The sequence below is a fragment of the Azovibrio restrictus DSM 23866 genome (genome assembly GCF_000429665.1).
In the GTDB taxonomy this organism is placed as follows: Bacteria; Pseudomonadota; Gammaproteobacteria; order Burkholderiales; family Rhodocyclaceae; genus Azovibrio; species Azovibrio restrictus.
In genome coordinates this window covers 185,337-205,398 of the sequence record NZ_AUCH01000006.1, presented here as the reverse complement: position 1 = coordinate 205,398, position 20,062 = coordinate 185,337, and the positions used below count along the sequence as shown (strand labels likewise).

The following is a 20,062-nucleotide window of genomic DNA, read 5'->3' as shown; positions in this document are numbered from 1 at the left end:
TATGTTGGCGGAGGCATGGTCGGCGCCAGTGGTCAGGATGAAGGTGTCGGAACCGATTGCGGCCTTGGCGGCTTCAACCGTGGCCGGGTCGGCGCTCACGTCCGCCAGGATGGCGCCGGAACCTTCCACCCCACCGGCGTGTGCGCTCCAGTAGCCCGCCACTTCCACCCGGTTGTTGAACAGGGCCTGGGAAACCAGACCGTCAGGATGGCTCCCCGTGTAGCCGGCCACCACGTGGATCATTTCGGTGATCACGGAGCCCACCGTGGCGCCGGCGGCATCCAGCTTGGCGCTCCAGAAGTCCAGACCCTCGGCATCCGCAGGACGGCCCAGCACGTTGAGATAGAAACTGGCGATGACTTCCCGGTGGCTCAGCCCATTGGGGTAGTACAACCGCGCCGGTTCGGTGAGAAACATGGTATTGGCCAGATCGCTCAGGGCAGCGCCGCCGCCCCGCAGCTGCGCCCAGTAGCCCAGACCTTCGGCGTCAGGCGCGCGGCCGAACAGGGCCACGTAGAGTTGGGATATTTCAGTGTAAGTTGCGCTGGTGATTGCCATTGAGACCTGCCCCTTGTAAAAAAAATTGGCCCAGACCGGCAGGTTACGGCCCTGGCCGTTGCTGATCTTCCAGTCCGGTAACGATCATGCTTGGCGCAAACCTGGAGCGGCCCCGGTCTTGCCCGCCCCCCCCGTTCGCGCTGACAAGGTAGCATTTTGGCATACAAATGCCCCCATTCCATAGCCCGTCGGCATCATGCCGTCTGCTTCCCACATCAGTCAGCCTGGCCTGCCGGCTGGCCCTGGAGCCTGCGGAAAAATGTGCAAGGGCCAGAAGGGGAGACAAGCGGTTCAAGTGCGCTACGCGGCCAGGACATGCCAGCCCCCAGTCGCCGGAGCACTTTCATCCAGACAGCCCCCGTTTCGCCACGGCAAAGGGCTGCCGGCGACCCTAAGGGAAGCCTGCCTCAGAAGGCCCGGCGCAGGCTTACCCCAATCTGGCTGGAATTCTGTTCGAAGATCTGCAGGTTGCTGCCCTGGCGCTGCAGCTCCAGCCCCAGACGCAACAGCCATTCCTCGCCCAGGGCCCGTTGCAGCCCCACCCCCAGAAACTGTTGCCGCAGGCGGCGACGTTCGTTTTCGGAGAGCAGGGGACTGTAACCTTCCTGGTCCAGAATCAGGGAGTACTGCCAGCGCCAGTCCAGGCTCAGGCGGCTGTCAAAGCGGTAACTGCCCTGGAGGTTGAGCTCCCATTGCCGGTTACCGCCCCCGGGGCGACTGGATTGCTCGGGTCGCTCCCAGCCGGTACGCAGGCTAGCCGACCACATCAGGGCAGCGCTGTTCTGACAGGCCAGCCCCGCATCCAGCCAGAAAATGCGCCCATCCAGGGGCAAGCCCGGGTAGCTGCGCTCTTCCACTTCCCCCCCCCAGGCCAGGCGGCACTGCTCATGCTGCTGCAGCCGCTGCAATACCACCCGCTGGGTGTTACCCAGAGTGCTCCCCCCCAGACGGTAGTGCTGCAGAAGCAGGCCGGCCTGCCAGGAACGGCCGTCCTCATCCGGTACCTGCTGGTACATGAGTCCTCCCTGGAGATCCACCTGATCGTAATCCCGCTCGCTGCCCATCTGCCGGTAGCGGACCTGGAGCAGGGGATGCAGGCTGCCTTCGGCCAGTTGCCAGCTGCGCCAGAGACTGATACCGAGCTGGGTAAAACTGTCGCCCCGGGGGCGGTAGCTGGAGGCCAGGGGCAGGATGGCCTGCCCACCGGGAATGGTGAGGGTGATCTGACTACGGGACAGCCCGGCATTGACGTTATCGTCGTAGCCCGCGTCCAGCTGGATTTCACCGCGCCAGATGCTGGGTACCCCGGCCCCCCTGGCCGTCCGCCACTCCCGCTGCCAGGTTTCCACCTGCCGGGCCAGCAGGGGATTCAGGGGAAACTGTTCGCGTACATAGGCCAGGTGTTCCAGGGCCGCATCCAGCTGCCCCGCACGGTAGGCCGCCACCGCCAGATCCAGCCAGGCCCCGGCAAACTCCGGCCGTTCGCCAACGATCTGTTCCAGCAGGCGCTGGGCAGCCTCGGCCCGCCCCTGGTCCAGATACTCGACGGCCAGGCGATAGCGTTGTTCCAGGCTGAGAAAGGCGGGATCGGCCTCTTGCTCGGTACGTGCTTCCTGGTTCTCGGCCAGAACGGGAAGCGCTGCCCCGAAGGACAGCGCCAGGATGCAGCAGATTGCCCTTACCCCGTGGATCAGCGTTTCCAGTATGTGGCTCCGAACAGGGTCCCGCCGGGCTGCTTGCTGTCAAAGAGGTAGCCGGCTTCCTGGGCATTGGAAGTGACAACCCCGGAGACATTCATGTTGGAGCTGCTGGCATTACTGAAGAAGGCACCCTGGAAGGTGATGCTCCCATTGGCATGCAGTTGCTGGCTGCCGCTGGGCAGTTGGGCTTGCAGGCTGGTCTGGAACTGGCGCCGGTTGAAATCCAGGGAAAGACTGCCGTCGCTCAGGGCCACCGAGGTCAATTGCCCCAGATCGCTCTTCAACCAGGCTTCACCTCCGCCATAGTTGAGGCTGACGGTGCCAGCCGGCAAGGCAACACTGCCTACCGGCTTGAGCAAGCCGAACAGTTCATTGCCAAAGGCCACTTCCCGGCTTTCGTCAACCAGACTGACCAGCGTGGGGGTGGGGGTCGCCACACCGGACCAGCGCCCCCAGAGGATACCTCGGGGCGGTTCCGGCGCCAGGGAGCCGGAAAGCACATGGATGACTTCCTTCTCCAGCACGGCCCGAGGCTCTTCCGGATGAATCTGGTTCTTGCGACCCGGACCGTCCTGGCTGCTTTCCTGCAGGATCACCTCCGGCACATTGCCGCGCAGCCGCACTTCCAGGTAGGCATTGGGGTTGCTGGCATTCAGCTCCCGGGCCAGGCGACTGCTACAACCAGCGGCCAGATCAGCACCGCAACCTCCGCCCAGAGGGCTGACCACCACTGCCCCCTTGAGGACGCTGACCCGGGTCAGGGCCGTTTCGGCCTGAACCACATAGTCCGTCCCACGCAGGCCGATGGCGGCCACCGGAGTGGTGAACCGGTATTTCTCCCGGTTGGCTTCGCCGGCCTTGCCGGAAATGGTCCGGGCCACCCCGTTTTCCAGGTACAGCAGGACCCGGTTTTCTTCCGGCTGGTCCGGGTTGTAGCGGTACTGCTTCAGGGTCAGGGTAGAGCCTGGACGCACGGCGATGAAGCCCTTGTCGAGCATGCGCAAGTGCACGTGACCATTGGCGGCGGTGCGGACGGTGTCCCCTTCCTGAAGGCTGCGTCCCTTTTGCAGCCCCTGCCATTGACCATCCCGTTGCAGACTGGCTTCACCAGCCACGAACACGACCTCACCGACGGCCTGGGAGACGGCTTTCTCGCTGCCCTCCGAAGCCAGGGCCGGGCGCAGACAGGAGACCAGGAGCAGCAGCCCCATGAGCCAGAACCAGAAATTCCCGCGGGCTGAAAGCAGGGCTTCCCGCACCGGGATATGAGACTGGAGGACAAGGCGGTTCTGGCAGGTTTTCATGACAGCTTCCCCGAAAAAATTCCACGTAGGTTCCGGCATTCTAGCAAAGGAAGTGCATCAAGCACTTACAGCCTTCCGGCGCAGGGTCTGCCGCCAGCGCAGGAGTGGCTTTTCCACCACACGCTGACTGGCCCAGGCCAGCAGGATGGAGAGCCCCAGAAAGAGGGGAAGCTGCTCCAGCCTTACGCCTGCGGGGAACAGGGCCCAGTAGATGAGGAAATGATTGAGGAATACCCCGTAGGAAATGTCCCCCGCCAGCTCATCCCAGGTCTGGCGCCGCCGGGTGGCCAGCAGTTGCAGCAAGGGAAAAGCCAGCAGGAGGCCCAGCAGGGTTTCCTGGTTGTAGGGTTGCTGCAGACTGCCATGCCGGCTGGCGAACCAGCCCGCCAGCAACGCTCCCAGGCAGGTTCCCAGCACCAGAAGCCAGGCCGTCCGCTCCCTGCCCCCCTGGTGCAGCTGCTGCAGCAGGCTGCCCAGAAAGAAGAACAACAACACCCCGGGAAGCAGGCGGTAGCCAAACCAGTCGCTATGAATCCAGCCGCCCAGGGCCAGCCCGTACACGCCCAGCGCCAGGGCCCCAAGGGCCAGAAGCCGCCAGCGGTGCAGCAGGATGAAGGGGGCCAACAGGTAGAACTGGATTTCTGCCCCCAGGGACCAGGCGGGTGGCAACAGGGTGAACCGGTCGCTGTGCAGCCACATGTAGTAGTTCAGGGGAATAATGCTGAGATTGTTGAACAGGTCCGCCAGTCCTGGCTGGCGACTGAGAAAGTAAAGCAGGCTGGGGTTCTGCTGCCCCGGTCCAAAATAGAGGAACCAGAGCAGGGTGGCGAAGGCGTAGAACAGGTACTGGGGCAGCAGACGCACCGCCCGGTCGCCGTAGAAGGCCGGAGCACGTTGCCCCGACGGGTAGTGGCGTTGTAACAGGCCGGTCATGACGTAGCCGGAAATCAGGTAGAAACCGATCACGGCCATCACCCCGGGATTCAGCCCAAAAATCCGGTAATCCACGTGGCTGGCGGCCACCGCCAGGGCGAGCAGGAGTCTTAGTGTTCCCAGCATGAGGGCTCAGGGCTCCGGAGACGAAGGGGGCAGCACGATCTGGCCGTCAAGCTGACGCAGGCGTGCCTGGATGGAAGCCGGCAGCCCGGGAACCAGGGCCGGATCAGAAATGATGTACAGGGTACCGGCCTCGGGGTGCCCCTGTTGCAGGTCCGCCCACATCTGCTTGGCGCGGACTGCAGCCAGGTCCTTGTCGCCCCGGGCTCCATGGGCGGCATTGGTGGCCAGGCCGTGGCGGGCCGCCACCTGGGCATAGGGTACATAGCGTTGCTCCATGTCCGGGAAAGGCGGCAGGATCATCAGCTGCCGGGCCCCGGCGGCCAGGCTGTGCCAGGCCGGGTCTGCCAGGGGGGTGCTCCAGGTTCCCCGCTCCTGAATGCGCTGCCGCAGGAAGCGGTATTTTTCCCCCATGTCCACAACCTGCAGCACCAAAGCTAGGATCAGCAGGAACGGCAGCCACGGGCTACCGGACCAGCGGCGCAGCAGGCGGACCAGGATTCCCAGACAGAGCAGATAGAACAGCAGCCAGCCGAAACGACCGCTAGAACGAAAAATAGCCAGTTTGTGCTGCAGCAGTTCCGGCAGGGGCAGGGTGAATAGATGCCAGGGCCCCAGGGTGACCTGGGGCGACAGGGCCAGCCCCCAGAACAGCAGGGCGACGCTCACCAGGGGCCAGAGGCGGACCGGGGTCTCCGGCATCAGCCCGGCTGGTGCCGGCTGACGCCAGGGCAGAAGTTGCAGCAGGGCCAGAAACAGGAAACCAGCCCCCAGGTAAAGATATCCTTCGTACTGTCCTCCTGTAGCCACGGGGATGTCCGGCATCAGTCGGGCCCGGCCAAATTCCGGGCCGATGATCACCTGCTGCACCGGAGCCAGGATGTTCATGGAGAAAAAGCCGTAGCCCTCTCCACTCAGGGAGGACCTGGGAATGAAGTATCCCGCCAGCAACATGCCCGCCAGTAGCACGGCCCCAGCAGCCAGAACGCCCGGCACCTGGCGCCAGCATCGCCCCGGGGCCAGGAGGCAGTTTTCCAGCAATGCAGCCCCCCAGAGACCCAGCACCATGAGCAGGAGGTAGGAATGGGTCAGCGCCGCCGCCAGCAGGAGCAGGCTCCAGGACCAGTTCCGCCAGCGGCTCAGATAGCCGTGGAGGCCCGCCAGGAGCAGCCAGTGGGCCATCAGGGACTCATGTCCGTAGCCTCGCAAAAACAGCGGGGGGCTGAGGATGAACAGGCATGCCGCAAGAAAACGCAGGGCAGGACTGGGAGTCCAGGGGGCCAGGAGGCGCAAGGCCCAGTAGCCCTGCAGGATCAGGGAAGCGAGGATCCATGGGCCGAAATACTGAAACTCCCCCCCCATCCAGGGAGACAGGAGCTTGCCCGGCAGGGCCAGCAGGGGTATGGCGTCGGTAAACACCAGGCTGCTGCCTTCGGGCCAGCCAAAGCCCTCGATCCGCCCTGGCGGCCAGGACCAGGCCTCATGGCGAAAGAACTGCCAGCCCAGGTAATGCTGGGCCGGGTCCCCGTGCAGCAGCCAGGCCACTTGCCCCGGGTCCAGACTCCCGGGACCAAACAGGTAGAGGTGATAGAACAGGGCGAAGCCAAGCACCAGAAACAGTTCGCTGAGGCTGAGCCCCCCCCGGTGCAGGGTTCCGTTGGCCCACACGATTTCAGTGCCCCCGGGCCAACAGGGCAATGCCGGCGACGATACAGGCGATGCCGGCCAGCTTGGAGAAGGAGAGGGACTCGGCGAAGAGGAAATGGGCGGCAATAGTGACCAGGACGAAGATTGCCCCCGCCATGACGGGGGAGATGAGACTCAGGTCGTAGTCTGCATAGACCTTGACCGTCACGATAAAACTGGTGACGTAGAGGCCGGCCCCAAGAAACAGACTGGGTTTGAACCAGGCTTGCCAGTGGCCCAGCTCCCCCATGGCAGCCTGTTTCAGGGCCACCTGGGCTCCAGCATTGCAGCATACGGCCAGGATCACCAGAATCAGGGATTTCATCACCCCTCCGCCCGGGGGCATGCCCCCAGCCTCCGGAGCAAGGCCACGCAGGGGCTCCCGCCGCCAGCACCGACGCACTTTTGATCCGGGAATTTCCTTGCCATGCCTCAGTTCTGCCCGGGGGACGAGCTGGCCAGGGCACGGGCCTGCTCATAAATCTCCCGGGCCGTTTCCCGCCAGGGATGGGCCCGGTATTCCCGGGCAATCCGGGCATTACGCTCGGCTACCCATTCCGGATGAGCGAACAGGAACTGCAGCCGCTCGGCCCAACCCGGCACATCCCAGGGGTCCAGGTAATCCACCCAGTCGCCGCCCACCTCGGGCAGGGAAGCCGCATTGGAGGCCAGACAGTATTTCCCGAAAGCCAGACTTTCAGCCACCGGCAGCCCCCAGCCTTCGTACAGGGAGGGGTAGACGGTGAACTGGGCGTGCTGGTAGAGCACGGCCAGATCCGCATCATCCACATGGTGGAGCAGCTCTATCTTGCCAGCCACCATGGGGTCCAGGCGCAGGTCGGAGAAGAGTTCCTGCACCCCCCAGCCGGACATGCCGACAAAAACCAGCCGGGGCAGCGCCACGCCCTGGCGGGCCAGGCGGCTGTAGGCGCGGTACAGGGTTTCGTGATTCTTGCGCCGTTCAATGGTGGAAACGAAGAGGATGAAGGGTTCGGCCAGCACTTTTTCCACCGTGGGCGAAGGCGCCTGGAGCCCTCCCTCTGGCAGGATGTCGCCGCCCAGATGCACCCGTTCGGCGCTGGCGCAGGGCACCCCCAGGGTGTCCAGCAGTTGCAGCAGATCCCGGCGAGACGCATCGGAAATGCACAGGATACGGTCTGCTGCCCAGGCCAGGTCGGCAAAGTAGTGGGCGAATTGGCGGGAAACGTCGGCGACGCAGAGCTGGGGCATCAGTACAGGAATGATGTCGTAACAGAAGAACAGGCATTTGAAGCCCCGTTCCTGTTTCTGCCGGTAAATGTCGGCCATGTCTTTGTAGTCCCAGTCCAGCCCCATGGAAACATAGACACTGCCCGGGGCGAACTGCACCGGCGTGAAAGCCCGGGGGACACCGCCCTCCTCCTTGCGCCGGGCAGCAGCCAGACGCCCCCGGGCAACCACCAGGCCGCGCCAGAGGCGACCAGCATGGGGACGCAGGCGCTGCAGCAGGTTGAATACCCGCACCCCCAGGGCTGGGGGCAGGTAGCCTATGGCCTGCTTCAAGCGATGTTTCAGATGCAGTTTCCAGTCACCACTGGGTACAGCTTCGTTCTGCCGGGTCCCGATGGCCTGGATGCGGTCCAGCTGAGCCTGTAGCTGCTCCCGACTCACGGCGTAGAAGCTACGGCTGGATTTGTCGTAGCCGCAGAAACCCACGTCGGGCAGCTGCTCCGCCAGCAGCCAGAGACAGAACTGTTGCTCGACCCGGACTATGCCTACGGCGGGCCGTTGCCAGTGCATCAGGGTCGTGACGTCGACCCAGAGGAGGATGGAATCATTGGACATGGTTTGAACGGCTTTGCAGATGTTGGTCCACGGCGCTGACCATGGGCGCCAGGGTGTGCCGCCAGAGCAGGGACTGGCGTAATTCCAGATCGGGAGCTGCAGGCGCCAAGGGCGGTGCCTGCAGCAGTTCCCGCAGCTTCTCCCGGAAGGGTCGGCCCGGTTCCGCCACATGGACACCGGGCATGCCCAGGTAGGCATCGAATCCCCGGAAGCTGACTGGGGTTCCCAGGACATGCTTGCCGGAGTACAGGGCCTCGGCGGTCTTGATGTTGGAGCCACCGCCCTCGGTGATGGGCAGAACGATCACGTGGGCCAGGTTCTTGACGGCAGCCAGACCGGCTTCGTCCACCACCCCCAGGACCTGCAGGCGGGACAGATTCAGGGGCAGCCAGCGCTGCATCCGGGGGTTTTCCGGCAAATGGGCACCGACACTCCCCAGGACGCAAAGGCGAGTATCCGGCGGCAGGAAGCCCAGGGACTCTCCGAACACCTCGAAGAAGCCGGAGATGTTGGGGGGATGGGCGCTGCCCACGAACAGGGGAAAGGGTTGCTGCGGCAGGCGGCCCCGCCAGGCAGCCATGTCCCGCTCCACCCGGGGCCAGGCGGCTATGCCGTTGGCGGCCAGGACGACAGGCTGCCGACACCAGGCCCCCAGCACCTGACAGTCGGAACGGGACACTGCCAGGACCACGTCGGCCAGTTCGCAGGCCTGCCGCTCCAGAGCATCGATTTCGGCAGCGATTTGCTCCGCCTCGGGAATGCCGTACTGGCGCAGGATGGCCAGCTTCAGGGGCGCTTCCACGTTGTGGGAGCTGTAGACGATGGTGGCCCCGGGGAACACCCCTTCCCGGCGCCAGCGGGCCACCAGGGGAAACAACCAGGGCTGCTCCACCTGAATCACGTCCGGCACCCCTTCAACTGCGCGGGTCAGGCGGGCATAGGCCTCTTCGTCCCCAGCCGCATAGCGGCCCGAGGTCAGGTCTTCGATCAGGGGCACGGAACGCCCCTGCCAGAGCCGCCAGGGGGTATCCAGTGGATAGTTGAAGTCGTGACTCCCCCTACCCACCGACATCATGCTGTACAGGTTCAGGGATTGCACGGCATGGCCGGCAGCCTGATAGGACTTGATGATTTCCGAGAGGCGGATCTGCCCCCCGTGCAAGGGGGTGACACAGGAATAGGAAGCGAGGATCAGAACCTTCTTCATGGGGTCTCCACGGATGTGCCCTCCGGGGCAGATGGACAGCGGGCCACCACGGCGTAATCCCGGGGGCCATAGAGCAGCTGCTGCAGGACGTCCCCGTCGGGCGTCAGGGATTCATGGGGATTCAAGCGCAGCACCTCAATCGGGGAAAAACCGCTGTATTCGACGATGAACGCCAGCAGATCGGGGGGCAGCGGTTTGATGTGGGTAGGATCCAGCCAGAAACTGCAGGACGCTACCAGCAGGTTTTCCGGGTTGGGGGTCTCGAGAATGAGCACCCCACCGGGAGCCAGGACCCGCCTGGCCTGACGCAACAATTCTCCCAGTTGGGGGAAGGAAAGATGTTCCACCACCTGGAAGGCAGTAACGGCGCTGCAGCTGCCCCCCTCCAGCTGCTCCAGATATTCGGCAGCGGTACCGGTGTGCACATCCAGCCCGGCATGGCGGCAGGCAGCCCCGTTGACCGGATTCATGTCCACGCCCCGGGCAACAATGCCTTGTTCCTGGAGGAGTTGCAACCACTCGCCACGCCCGCAGCCCAGATCGACGACAGGCCTGGTGCCCTGGTCCCGGGGCAGATAGGGGAGGTATACGGCCTGGCGCGCCCCCACATCCTGTCTCGCCCCCCGGAAACGCCGCTCCAGGGCCAGGTAGAAATCTGCATCCTCCGCATCCTGAGGCTCAAGCACTCGCGCCGGAGCCGCTTCCAGGCTCGCAACTGGGGCGGCAACCGGCCGCTGGCGCTCCAGTTCCCGTAGTACCGAGGCAAAGAGCTTCTCCCCCATTTCCGCCAGGTGCTCGGCTTCGATCTTGCGTCCAATGGCACTGACGATGTCGGGATAGATCTGGCCCAGCCATTCCACCGAGGCCTGGTGATCATTACGCAACTGCGCCAGCTGAATCTGCAGGGTTTCGCACTGCTGCTGCAAACGCCCAAGAGCCTGTTCCTGGTACAGGAAACGGCGGCGCAGGTTCAGGAAAAACCCAGCAAACCCACGCAGGCGACGCCAGAAAGAGGGGGCTTGGGCTCCCGGGGCATTCATCTAGTTCACTCCGATCAGGAAAAGCATCAGCCCGCGCGCTCCGGAGTTGCTGTCCGCTCCAGCTGCACGGGCATGTGGCAGACACCAATGCTACGGTTGCCCTCCTCAGGCACGACCTGGAAGGTGATGGCCCGCTCCCACCAGTCGTAGTTACCCGCCAGATGATTGCTGCTGGCGTGCAAGGCCAGGGTCAGACTGTAGTGGCTAGGCCCCAGATTGAGGACGGGAAAACGAAAAACATAGGCCTGGCACTGCCCCGCCGCCAACGGCCCCGGCTCCTGAGCCAGGTGAAAGGTATTGGTGCCGAAGATATCGTTACCCAGACGGTCCTTGACCAACAGGCCGATGGTGAAATCCACCATGCTTTCCCTAGCCTCCACCAGCAGATGCAGCTCCGCCGGCTGGCCAGCAGTCAGCGCCACCGTTTCCTGACCATGCACCCGCCAACAAGCCTCCCGGATATGCAGGCGACCATCACCAAAGCGCAGCCCCCCGCCTTCAGCCCTGGCCAAGTCGCCAATAGCCTGACTTGCCACCTCGGGCACGATGATGGCGTTGTAGAGATCGAGAACATCTGCCGGAACCCCGTCCCGCATGATGCGGCCGCCTTCGATGAGGATGGCCCGCTCACAGAGGCTTTTAACCGTACCCGGATCATGGGAAACGAACAGCAGGGTGGTTCCGGCTTCCTTGAAGCGGCGGATCCGGTCGAAGCACTTGTGCTGAAAATAGGCATCGCCCACGGCCAGGGCTTCATCCACGATCAGTACGTCAGGGCGCACCGCCGTGGCGACGCTGAAGGCCAGCCGCACCTGCATGCCGCTGGAGTAGACCCGCACAGGCATGTCGAAGTAATCCCCCAGTTCGGCAAACTCGGCGATGGAGGCCATCAGGCCGGCGACCTCCTCATGGGACATACCCTGCAGATAGGCCTGCATCAGTACGTTCTGACGCCCGGTGAACTCGGGATGAAACCCCATGCCCAGTTCCAGCAGGGCCGATACCCGACCACTCACCTGAACCTGACCACAACTGGGCGCCATGACCCCGGTGATCAGTTTGAGCAGGGTGCTCTTACCCGCGCCGTTACGTCCCACCAGGCCGACGGACTCACCCGGCTGAACGGAAAAACTGATGTCCCGCAATACCCAGCGATCCTCATGGCGCACCGGCAACCCCAACCAGGCTCCCAGGCGATGAAGGGCACTCCTGTAAACACGGAAACACTTGCCGAGACCGGCAACCGAGAGGGCACCCATGGCTACAGTTCGTCCACGATTTCCGCTCCGACCCGACGGTAGAACCAGAAAGTCAGGGGCAGCATGACAGCCACGAAGGCCACGAGGGGCAGCAAGGCAGACCAGTCCGGCACAGCCTGCTCCAGGAAAATCCCCTGGTACCCCTGAAACACCGGCATCAACGGATTCAAGGCCAGGTACCCGGCCACCCGGGGAGAGAGCACGTCGGCGTGGTAAATGATGGGAGTAAACCAGAACCAGAACTGCAGGATCAGGGCCATGGCATTGGCCACATCCCGGAAGAACACGTTGAGCACGCCTAAGAAAAAGCCCAGTACGCTGGCAAAGGCCGATTGCAGCAGTAACAGGGGAATCGCCAGGAGCATGGGCCAGCCCGGCCACTGACCTACAGCCAGGAGGAAGACCAGAAACACCAGCACGGCCAGGAGGAAGTTGACCCCGCTGGCACAGAAATTGATAACCGGAAGTGCCATGCGGGGGAAATTATTCTTCTTGATCAAACCGGCATTGTCCACAAACAACCCCACGTTGCGGGACAGAAGCTCACTGAACCACTGCCAGGGCAGCAGGCCGGCACAGATGAAGATGCTGTAGGAGTAAGGCCCGGCCGCACCCGAAAAGCGCGCATTCATGACATGGGAAAAAACCAGGGTATAGATGCTGATCATGGCAAAGGGAGCCAGCAGCAGCCACAAGGCCCCAAGGATGGAGCGATTGAACTTGCCCTTGAATTCCCGCAGCACGGTACCGGCGATGAAGCGCCGGTAATGCCATACCCGTCCCAGTTCCGATTGCTTGCTTTCCATTTGTCCTGTTGCCCGGCCTTCCCGGCATCCCGCGCGCATACCCGGAAGAGGTCTTGCATCCACAGGCGAAGCTGCGCATTATATTCCACCCTCTCCGTTAACTTCACTCACCCAATTGCATCAGCAGGAAGCACAGACAATCATCGGAGATCCGGTCACTCGCCGGGACCCTGCCGCCTGTTCCGGTCCATCCCCATGAACGATAAGAATCCTGCCACTCCCCCAGATCAGACCCAGCCAGCTCTGAAACCGGCCATCACCATCCACCTGAACAAGATTCCCCTCTTGTCGGATCTGGATGGCACCACCTTGCAGCAAGTCGCCAACCATTTGTTGGTACGCAAAGCGGAACGGGGAGCCTATGTGCTGCACAAGGGCAGCCCCGGGGAACACCTGCTGTTCCTCCTGGCAGGACGGCTGCAGGTGGTGGACACCAGCGAGGAAGGCCGCGAGGTGGGCTTGTCCTTCGTCCTGCCGGGAGATTACTTCGGGGAGCTGTCCATCATTGACGGGGAACCCCGCTCCGCTTCCGTCATCGCCTGCGAAACCAGTCTGGTAGCCCTGCTGCCCAGGGCCCAGGCCCAGACCCTGATCTATAACACCCCCCTGGTGGCCGAACGCCTGCTGCAACGCATGGCCAAGTCCATCCGCAACGCCTCCAGCTACCGGGCCATCCTGGGCCTGCCCAATGCCTTCCAACGGGTTTACGCCCTATTGTTGCATCTCTCCGCCCCCGGGCCCGGCGGCCTGGTGGTAATCGAGAAGATGCCCAGCCAGCAACAGATCTCCATCATGGTCAACACCAGCCGGGAAACCGTATCCCGGGCCCTCCAGGTGCTGATCAGGCACGGGGTGGTGGAGAAGGACTTGCGCCGCCTGATCGTCCGCCAGCCGGAGGCGCTACGCAAGGCGGCTACCAGCGGGCAACCGGAGCCCCAGGATGATATCGACCCAGGCCGGAGTTGAAGGGCCCGTGCCCCCGCCCCTGCCAGTCCTGTTCAACAGTTCTGCCCTGCGCGGCCCGTTTACCGGCATTGCCCGCTACGTCTGGCAACTGGGCCAGGCCCTGGAGGCGGGCGGAGAAGTTAGCCTGCAGCACTATTGTGGCTCCGGCCTCAAAGGCCAACTGCCCCAACCGAACCCGATCGCCCCCTCCTTCTTTCGTATCGGCGCCCACATTCCCGGCCTGCGCACCCTGCGCCAGCAGGGCGACAGCCTCCTGTTCCGCCTGCGGACCCGCTCCCAGAGCCGGGCCGGCACCCTGTACCACGAGCCCCGTTTCATTGCCCTGCCATACCATGGCCCCCAGGTCATCACCGTCCATGACCTCTCCTGCTTCGACCTGCCGGAAACCCACCCGGCGGAACGGGTCGCCCTGCTCGCACGCCTGCTGCCCCGTTCTCTGGCCCGGGCCGACCGGATCATTGCCATTTCCCAGGCCACCGCAGAACGCCTGCAGAGCCTGTTCGGGGTCCCCGAAGCGCGGATTCATGTCACCCACCTGGCGGCCGACCCGGTCTTTCACCCCAGAGACGAGGAAGCGCTGCAGCTCCCCCTGGCCCAGCTGGGGCTGGAAGCCGGCACCTATCTGCTGACGGTGGGAACCCTGGAACCCCGCAAGAATCTCCACACCCTTTTTCTCGCCTACCAGCAGCTCCCGGCACCCCTGCGCCAGGCTTTCCCCCTGGTTGTGGCCGGCATGTCGGGCTGGCACCAGGAGAGTCTGCTGGAGTTTGCCTCGCCTCTGGTCCGCGCCGGGCAGATCCGCCTGCTGGGCCATGTGCCAGAATCAAGCCTGCCGGCCTTGTACGCCGGAGCAAGACTGTTTGCCTACCCATCCTGCTACGAAGGATTCGGCCTGCCTCCCCTGGAAGCCATGGCCTCGGGCACCCCCGTCCTGACCTCCGACCGGACCTCCCTGCCGGAAGTAGTTGGCAATGCCGGTCTCACCCTGCCTCCCGACGATGTATCCGCCTGGCACACAGCCCTAGCCCGGCTGCTGGAAGACGCCCCGGAGCGGGCCCGCCTCAGCCAGCTGGGCCTGGAGCGGGCTGCCGGCTTCAGCTGGCAGCGCTGCGCCCGGGAAACCTGTGCGGCTTACCGGGCCGCCCTGACCCGACATGGCCAGGAGCACTCGCCTTGCTGAGCCTCGCCAAGGAACAGGCCGCCCGTCTGTATCGACTGCTGCTGGCGCTGCTGCTCTGCGCCCTGGTCATGGGGCTGGACGCCTGGCACCCCCCGGTGCTGCAACGCCTGGACGAGAGCCTGAGGGACGTGCTGCTGCAACGACTGGCTTACGACAGGCCGGAAGACCGGGTTACCCTGGTAGATATCGACGACGAAAGCCTGCGCCGTCTGGGCCAGTGGCCCTGGTCCCGGGGACGCATGGCCGATCTGGTGGAAATACTGCTCACCGACTATCAGGCCAGGACGGTGGGCCTGGACATCGTTTTCCCCGAGGCCAGGGATGAAGCCGGCGACGAACGCCTGGCCAATCTGGCCCGTTACGCCCCCTTGGCGCTGGCCCAAGTCTTCGATTACACCCCACGCACCCCTCCCTTGGCCCAGGGAAGCCTGGCCCCTCCCTACCCCGGCGTTCCCCGAGCCCAGGCCCGGAGCGCCTCCGGGTACATCGCCAACCATGCCGGGCTGAGCCAGGCAGCCCGCTGCGTCGGCAATATCGGCTATCTACCGGACCAGGACGGGGTGCTGCGCCATCTCCCCCTCTACAGCGAATTTGCCGGCCAGAGCCATCCTCAGTTTGCCCTGGCCCTGCTCCAGTGCGCAGCCCCCGAACCCTTGCCAACCCTGCCGGCCAGCCTGGCCCCGCAAGGGCTCTGGCGCGTCCCATTCCGGCACCCTGCAGATTCCTACACCGTCCTGCCCGCCTGGGAAATCCTTCAGGGCGACGCCCCCCTGGAGCTGGTTCAGGGCCGCCACGTCATTGTGGGCTCCTCCTCCCTGAACCTGAGCGACCGGGTAAGCACCCCCCTGAACGCGTTGATTTCCGGCGTCATGGTTCATGCCCAAAGCGTGTCTGCACTTCTGGACCTGCAGGAAGGCCGTACTCACACCCCATGGAATGGCAGCTTGCTGCTCGCCTTGTGGCTCCTGGCCAGCGTGACTTACAGCGTATTTCGCATCACCCGGCTATCCGCCTGGCACGGGGTTCTACTCCTCCTGGGCCTGGCTCTGGCCTGGCTCCTGCTCGCCACCTGGGGATTCCTGCACCAGGCCGAATGGTCCCTGCTGGCCCCCATGGCAGGCTACTTCGTGCTGTTGATCACCGTCATTCCCTATGAGTGGTGGCAAGCCCAGCGACGCGGCCGCCAAGCCCTGGAAACCCTGTCCCATTACGTGGCAAAACCCGTCCTGGAAGAGTTGCAGCGCCAGGGGAAGAGCTACAGCCTGGCCCCCACCCTGAGGGAAGTGACAGTGCTGATCGCGGACATGGAGGGCTACACCCGCCTGACCTCCACCCTACCCCTGGAAACAGCCGCCCATCTGACCAAGGTATTTCTGGACTGCCTCACCCGCCCTGTCCTGGCCTCCGGCGGCACCCTGGACAAATACAGCGGCGATGGCCTGGTAGCCTTCTGGGGTGCTCCCCTGGATTGCCCCGACCAGGCCGACCGGGCCGTGGAAACAGCCCTGGAAATCCTGGAGGAAATCCGTCGCCTCAACCAGGAACAAATCCGTCAGGGACTCCCCATGCTCAGGGCCCGGATAGGCATAGAAAGCGGCTCGGCACTGGTGGGCGACCTGGGCACCCCCTTCCGCAGCACCTACACTGCGGTGGGCGACTGCATCAATTTTGCTTCCCGCCTGGAATCAGCAGCCAAGAACCTTCCCTTCTCCCTGGTCATCGGAGCCTCTGCCAACGCCAAGCTGCAGCGCTGCACCACCCGCAGTGCCGGTGAAATCCACCTGCGGGACACCGCCACCGTGATCCAGATTTACACCGTCCCCCTGGATGAAACCTCCCCAGGCTGACTCCCTAGCGCACCAGCTTCATGCCCTGAGCCCCAGCCCCTGATGCCAGAAAGGACGCCTTGGCCTACCATGGCCCCTTGCTCTCTGCCTTCCTCTCCCGACCATGAACGACGCCGAATTGCAGCAACTGGATGCCTTCTGGCGCGCCGCCAACTACCTGGCCGGCGCCATGATCTACCTGCAGGACAATCCCCTGCTGCGCCAGCCACTGGCCCCTGAACACATCAAGGCGCGGCCCCTGGGCCACTGGGGTGCCAGCCCGGGCCTGGCCTTCACCTACGCCCACCTGACCCGGCTGATCCGCCGGCACGACCTGGAGGCCATCTTTCTCGCTGGCCCGGGCCACGGGGCCCCGGGCATCCTGGGCCCGGCCTGGCTGGAAGGCAGCATCGGCGAGCACAGCCCGGAACGGGGCTGGGGCCTGACCGGGCTGGCCCGTTTCTGCCGCGACTTCTCCTTCCCCGGCGGTCTGGGCAGCCACTGCACGCCGGAAGTGCCGGGCTCCATCCACGAAGGGGGCGAACTGGGCTACAGCCTCTCCCACGCCTTCGGCGCCGCCTTCGACAACCCGGAGCTGCTGGTAACCGTGATGGTGGGGGACGGGGAAGCCGAGACCGGCCCCCTGGCCACTGCCTGGCACTCCAACAAATTCCTCAACCCGGCCCGGGACGGGGCGGTGCTGCCCATCCTGCACTTGAACGGCTACAAGATCGCCAACCCCACCATCCTGGCCCGCATCCCCCGGGAGGAACTGCTGGCCCTGTTCACCGGCTACGGCTGGGCCCCGAAGATCGTCGAGGGCCAGGAACCGGCCGCCATGCACCGGGCCATGGCGGCGGCCATGGACGCATGCCTGACGGAAATCCGCGCCATCCAGGCTGCCGCCCGCAGCGGCAAGGGCCCGCTGCAACGGCCCCGCTGGCCCATGATCGTGCTCGTCTCGCCCAAGGGCTGGACCGGGCCCAGGCAGGCCGACGGCCATCAAGTGGAAGGCACCTGGCGGGCCCACCAGGTGCCCCTGGCCGATCCCCGCCACAACGAAGAAAACCGCCGCCTGCTGCAGGAATGGCTGCAGTCGTACCGGCCGGATGAACTGTTCACCGAGGACGGCGAACCGGCACCCCTGCTGCAGGATTTCGCCCCCCCGGGCGCCCGCCGCCTGGGAACCAATCCCCACGCCAACGGCGGCCTGCTGCGCCGTCCCCTGGAGCGCCCCGACTGGCGCAGCAGCGCCGTGGCCCCGGAGGCTCCCGGCCGCCAGCGCCACAGCAATACCGACCCCCTGGGCCATTACCTGGCCGCCCTGGTGCGCCGCAACCCGGATAACTTCCGCCTGTTCGGCCCGGATGAAACCGCCTCCAACAAGCTGGGAGCGATTTACCAGGCCACCGGCAAGGCCTGGCTCGGAGAGGTGCATCCCGAGGACGCCGACGGCGGCCACCTGGCGGCCGACGGCCGGGTCATGGAGATGCTCTCGGAACACACCCTGGAAGGCTGGCTGGAAGGCTACCTGCTCACCGGGCGGCACGGCCTGTTGTCCACCTACGAGGCCTTCGTGCACGTCATCGACTCCATGTTCAACCAGCACGCCAAGTGGCTGGAGATGTGCCGGGAAGTGCCCTGGCGGGCGCCGGTATCGGCCCTCAACCTGCTCATCACCTCCACCGTCTGGCGCCAGGACCACAACGGCTTCACCCACCAGGACCCGGGTTTCCTTGACCTGGTGGTGAACAAGAGCCCGGCGGTGACCCGCATCTACCTGCCGCCGGACGCCAACTGCCTGCTGGCGGTAGCGGACCGCTGCCTGGGGGAAACCGACGTGATCAACGTCATCGTCGCCGACAAGCAGGCCCACCTGCAGTACCTGGACGCGGAAGCCGCCGCCCTGCACTGCGAGCGGGGCATCGGCCTGTGGGACTGGGCCAGCTCGGACGACGAGGCGGGTACCGAGCCGGAAGTGGTGCTGGCCAGCTGCGGCGACGTGGCCACCCAGGAGGCCCTGGCCGCGGCGGAGCTGCTCTACCGCCACTTCCCCGATCTCAAGCTGCGCTTCGTGAACGTGGTGGACCTGTTCAAGCTCAGCCCGGCGGAAGAGCATCCCCACGGCCTCTCGGACCGGGACTGGACCGGGCTGTTCACCGCCGACCGGCCCATCGTCTTCAACTTCCACGGCTACCCCTGGCTGATCCACCGGCTCGCCTACCGGCGCCCCAACCACACCAAGCTGCACGTGCGCGGCTACAAGGAGCGGGGCAGCATCTGCACGCCCCTGGAACTGGCCATGGATAACCAGATCGACCGCTACTCCCTGGCCATGGACGTCATCGACCGGGTGCCGCGCTTGGCCGTGGCCGGGGCCCACGTGCGCCAATCCCTACAGGAACGGCAGCAGCAGTGCCGGGCCCATGCCCACGCCCACGGGGTGGACCCGGAGGCCATCACCGGCTGGACCTGGAGCGGCCGTCCGTGAGCGAAGTCCTGGAATGCCGCCCGGGCTGCGGCGCCTGCTGCACCGCCCCCTCCATCTCCTCCCCCATTCCCGGCATGCCCCAGGGCAAACCGGCGGGGGTGCGCTGCATCCAGCTCCTGGAGGACAACCGTTGCGCCATTTTCGGCCGGCCGGAGCGCCCCGCCGTCTGCGGCGGCCTGCAGCCGGCGCCGGAAATGTGCGGCGCCAGCCAGGCGGAAGCCCTGGCCTGGCTGGAGCGCCTCGAACAACTGACCCGCTGAACCCGCCCCGGGAACGCCATGCAGACTGAAATCCTCGCCGCCGCCCGCCTGATCCACCAGGCCGATGCCCTGCTCATCACCGCCGGCGCCGGCATGGGCGTGGATTCCGGCCTGCCCGATTTCCGGGGCAGCAGCGGCTTCTGGCAGGCCTATCCGGCCCTGGGCCGGGCAGGCATCCCGTTCCAGTCCATCGCCAACCCCGCCGCCTTCCACGACCATCCCCGGCTGGCCTGGGGCTTCTACGGCCACCGGCTGGACCTCTACCGCCGCACCCGCCCGCACCGGGGCTTTGCCCTGCTGCAGGCCTGGGCGGCGCGCCTGCCCGGCGGGGCCTTCGTGGTCACCAGCAACGTGGATGGCCAGTTCCAGAAAGCCGGCTGCGACGCCAACGAGATCCTGGAGATCCACGGCTCCATCCATCAGCTCCAGTGCGCCGCCCCCTGCTGCGCCCGGCTCTGGCCGGCCGCGCCTCTGGAACCCCGGATAGACCCGGAACACTGCCACTGGCTGGGAGAGCTGCCCTCCTGTCCCCACTGCGGCGGGCTGGCCCGCCCCAACATCCTGATGTTCGGAGACGGGGACTGGGTGGCCCAGCGCCAGGAAGCCCAGCGCCGGAACTGGGACAGCTGGCTTGCCGCGGCGCGCCGCCCCCTGATCATCGAATGCGGCGCCGGCATTGATGTCCCTTCCATCCGGCACCTGGGGGAAAGCCTGCCCTGGCCCCTGCTGCGCATCAATCCCCGGGAACCCGCCCTGCCCGCCGGCAAAGTCGGCCAGGGCCTGGCCCTGGGTGCCCTGGCCGCCCTGGAGCAGCTGGACCAGGCCCTGGAGCTGCTCTACCGGGAAGACTGAAGCCCCCTTGGCGGGCGCCGGGGCGGGGCTATAATCGCCGCACCTCA

17 protein-coding genes are annotated in these 20,062 nt (G+C 65.2%); 6 read left to right on the top strand and 11 right to left on the bottom strand.

All coding sequences use genetic code 11. The annotated features are described in order from the left end of the window. The 11 genes from G474_RS0108360 to G474_RS0108310 all read right to left on the bottom strand — a co-directional run. A partial coding sequence (locus G474_RS0108360) for a DUF4214 domain-containing protein (protein WP_026686574.1) occupies window positions 1–558 on the bottom strand: 558 nt, incomplete at its 3' end. A gap of 407 nt (window positions 559–965) precedes the next feature. Continuing rightward, a complete protein-coding gene (locus tag G474_RS23900) occupies window positions 966–2,111 on the bottom strand; it encodes a tetratricopeptide repeat protein (RefSeq protein ID WP_281171721.1) in 1,146 nt (381 codons plus the stop codon). Window positions 2,112–2,248: 137 nt separating this feature from the next. After that, a complete protein-coding gene (locus G474_RS0108350) occupies window positions 2,249–3,562 on the bottom strand; it encodes a FecR family protein (protein ID WP_026686572.1) in 1,314 nt (437 codons plus the stop codon). A gap of 57 nt (window positions 3,563–3,619) precedes the next feature. Next, window positions 3,620–4,621, bottom strand: coding sequence for an acyltransferase family protein (locus G474_RS0108345; RefSeq protein ID WP_043463681.1), 1,002 nt, complete (start codon window positions 4,619–4,621; stop codon window positions 3,620–3,622). Window positions 4,622–4,627: 6 nt separating this feature from the next. Then, window positions 4,628–6,286 carry a DUF6311 domain-containing protein gene (locus G474_RS0108340; RefSeq protein ID WP_026686570.1) on the bottom strand — a complete coding sequence of 553 codons (1,659 nt, stop codon included), beginning with the start codon at window positions 6,284–6,286 and terminating at the stop codon, window positions 4,628–4,630. A 4-nt stretch (window positions 6,287–6,290) separates the two neighbouring features. Beyond that, a complete protein-coding gene (locus tag G474_RS20145) occupies window positions 6,291–6,629 on the bottom strand; it encodes a DMT family transporter (RefSeq protein ID WP_169729508.1) in 339 nt (112 codons plus the stop codon). 107 nt (window positions 6,630–6,736) lie between these two features. Beyond that, entirely contained in the window at window positions 6,737–8,128 is a 1,392-nt protein-coding gene (locus tag G474_RS20140; RefSeq protein WP_051282139.1) for a glycosyltransferase family 4 protein, read from the bottom strand. Further along, the gene (locus G474_RS0108325) at window positions 8,118–9,335 is read right to left on the bottom strand and encodes a glycosyltransferase family protein (protein ID WP_026686569.1); all 1,218 of its coding nucleotides are present in this window, start codon (window positions 9,333–9,335) and stop codon (window positions 8,118–8,120) included. Before G474_RS0108325 ends, G474_RS20140 begins: the two co-directional genes overlap by 11 nt. Further along, window positions 9,332–10,375, bottom strand: coding sequence for a class I SAM-dependent methyltransferase (locus tag G474_RS22010; RefSeq protein WP_051282137.1), 1,044 nt, complete (start codon window positions 10,373–10,375; stop codon window positions 9,332–9,334). Before G474_RS22010 ends, G474_RS0108325 begins: the two co-directional genes overlap by 4 nt. 26 nt (window positions 10,376–10,401) lie before the next feature. Further along, complete coding sequence (locus tag G474_RS0108315) at window positions 10,402–11,556, bottom strand: ABC transporter ATP-binding protein (protein WP_281171720.1); 1,155 nt, start codon at window positions 11,554–11,556, stop codon at window positions 10,402–10,404. Window positions 11,557–11,636: 80 nt separating this feature from the next. Continuing rightward, a complete protein-coding gene (locus G474_RS0108310; RefSeq protein ID WP_026686567.1) occupies window positions 11,637–12,440 on the bottom strand; it encodes an ABC transporter permease in 804 nt (267 codons plus the stop codon). Window positions 12,441–12,635: 195 nt separating this feature from the next. Here G474_RS0108310 and G474_RS20130 point away from each other — a divergent pair, with 195 nt between their 5' ends. From G474_RS20130 to G474_RS0108280, 6 genes are all read left to right on the top strand, one after another. Further along, a complete protein-coding gene (locus G474_RS20130) occupies window positions 12,636–13,406 on the top strand; it encodes a Crp/Fnr family transcriptional regulator (protein WP_084513657.1) in 771 nt (256 codons plus the stop codon). Next, on the top strand, window positions 13,381–14,586 hold the full coding sequence (locus tag G474_RS0108300; RefSeq protein WP_084513656.1) for a glycosyltransferase family 4 protein: 1,206 nt from the start codon (window positions 13,381–13,383) through the stop codon (window positions 14,584–14,586). Before G474_RS20130 ends, G474_RS0108300 begins: the two co-directional genes overlap by 26 nt. Beyond that, the gene (locus G474_RS20125) at window positions 14,580–16,433 is read left to right on the top strand and encodes a CHASE2 domain-containing protein (protein ID WP_051282133.1); all 1,854 of its coding nucleotides are present in this window, start codon (window positions 14,580–14,582) and stop codon (window positions 16,431–16,433) included. Before G474_RS0108300 ends, G474_RS20125 begins: the two co-directional genes overlap by 7 nt. Window positions 16,434–16,536: 103 nt before the next feature. Continuing rightward, window positions 16,537–18,903, top strand: a complete 2,367-nt coding sequence (locus G474_RS20120) for a phosphoketolase family protein (RefSeq protein WP_043463674.1) — start codon at window positions 16,537–16,539, stop codon at window positions 18,901–18,903. A gap of 8 nt (window positions 18,904–18,911) precedes the next feature. After that, a complete protein-coding gene (locus tag G474_RS0108285) occupies window positions 18,912–19,163 on the top strand; it encodes a YkgJ family cysteine cluster protein (protein WP_084513666.1) in 252 nt (83 codons plus the stop codon). An 18-nt stretch (window positions 19,164–19,181) separates the two neighbouring features. After that, a complete protein-coding gene (locus G474_RS0108280) occupies window positions 19,182–20,015 on the top strand; it encodes an SIR2 family NAD-dependent protein deacylase (RefSeq protein ID WP_026686564.1) in 834 nt (277 codons plus the stop codon). Window positions 20,016–20,062 lie beyond the last annotated feature (47 nt).

Excerpts from the sequence above, each read along its gene's own strand:
- G474_RS0108350 (WP_026686572.1), bottom strand. The coding sequence starts at position 3,562 with ATGAAAACCTGCCAGAACCGCCTTGTCCTCCAGTCTCATATCCCGGTG.
- G474_RS0108345 (WP_043463681.1), bottom strand. The coding sequence starts at position 4,621 with ATGCTGGGAACACTAAGACTCCTGCTCGCCCTGGCGGTGGCCGCCAGC.
- G474_RS20145 (WP_169729508.1), bottom strand. The coding sequence starts at position 6,629 with ATGAAATCCCTGATTCTGGTGATCCTGGCCGTATGCTGCAATGCTGGA.
- G474_RS20140 (WP_051282139.1), bottom strand. The coding sequence starts at position 8,128 with ATGTCCAATGATTCCATCCTCCTCTGGGTCGACGTCACGACCCTGATG.
- G474_RS0108325 (WP_026686569.1), bottom strand. The coding sequence starts at position 9,335 with ATGAAGAAGGTTCTGATCCTCGCTTCCTATTCCTGTGTCACCCCCTTG.
- G474_RS22010 (WP_051282137.1), bottom strand. The coding sequence starts at position 10,375 with ATGAATGCCCCGGGAGCCCAAGCCCCCTCTTTCTGGCGTCGCCTGCGT.
- G474_RS0108310 (WP_026686567.1), bottom strand. The coding sequence starts at position 12,440 with ATGGAAAGCAAGCAATCGGAACTGGGACGGGTATGGCATTACCGGCGC.
- G474_RS20130 (WP_084513657.1), top strand. The coding sequence starts at position 12,636 with ATGAACGATAAGAATCCTGCCACTCCCCCAGATCAGACCCAGCCAGCT.
- G474_RS0108300 (WP_084513656.1), top strand. The coding sequence starts at position 13,381 with ATGATATCGACCCAGGCCGGAGTTGAAGGGCCCGTGCCCCCGCCCCTG.
- G474_RS20120 (WP_043463674.1), top strand. The coding sequence starts at position 16,537 with ATGAACGACGCCGAATTGCAGCAACTGGATGCCTTCTGGCGCGCCGCC.
- G474_RS0108280 (WP_026686564.1), top strand. The coding sequence starts at position 19,182 with ATGCAGACTGAAATCCTCGCCGCCGCCCGCCTGATCCACCAGGCCGAT.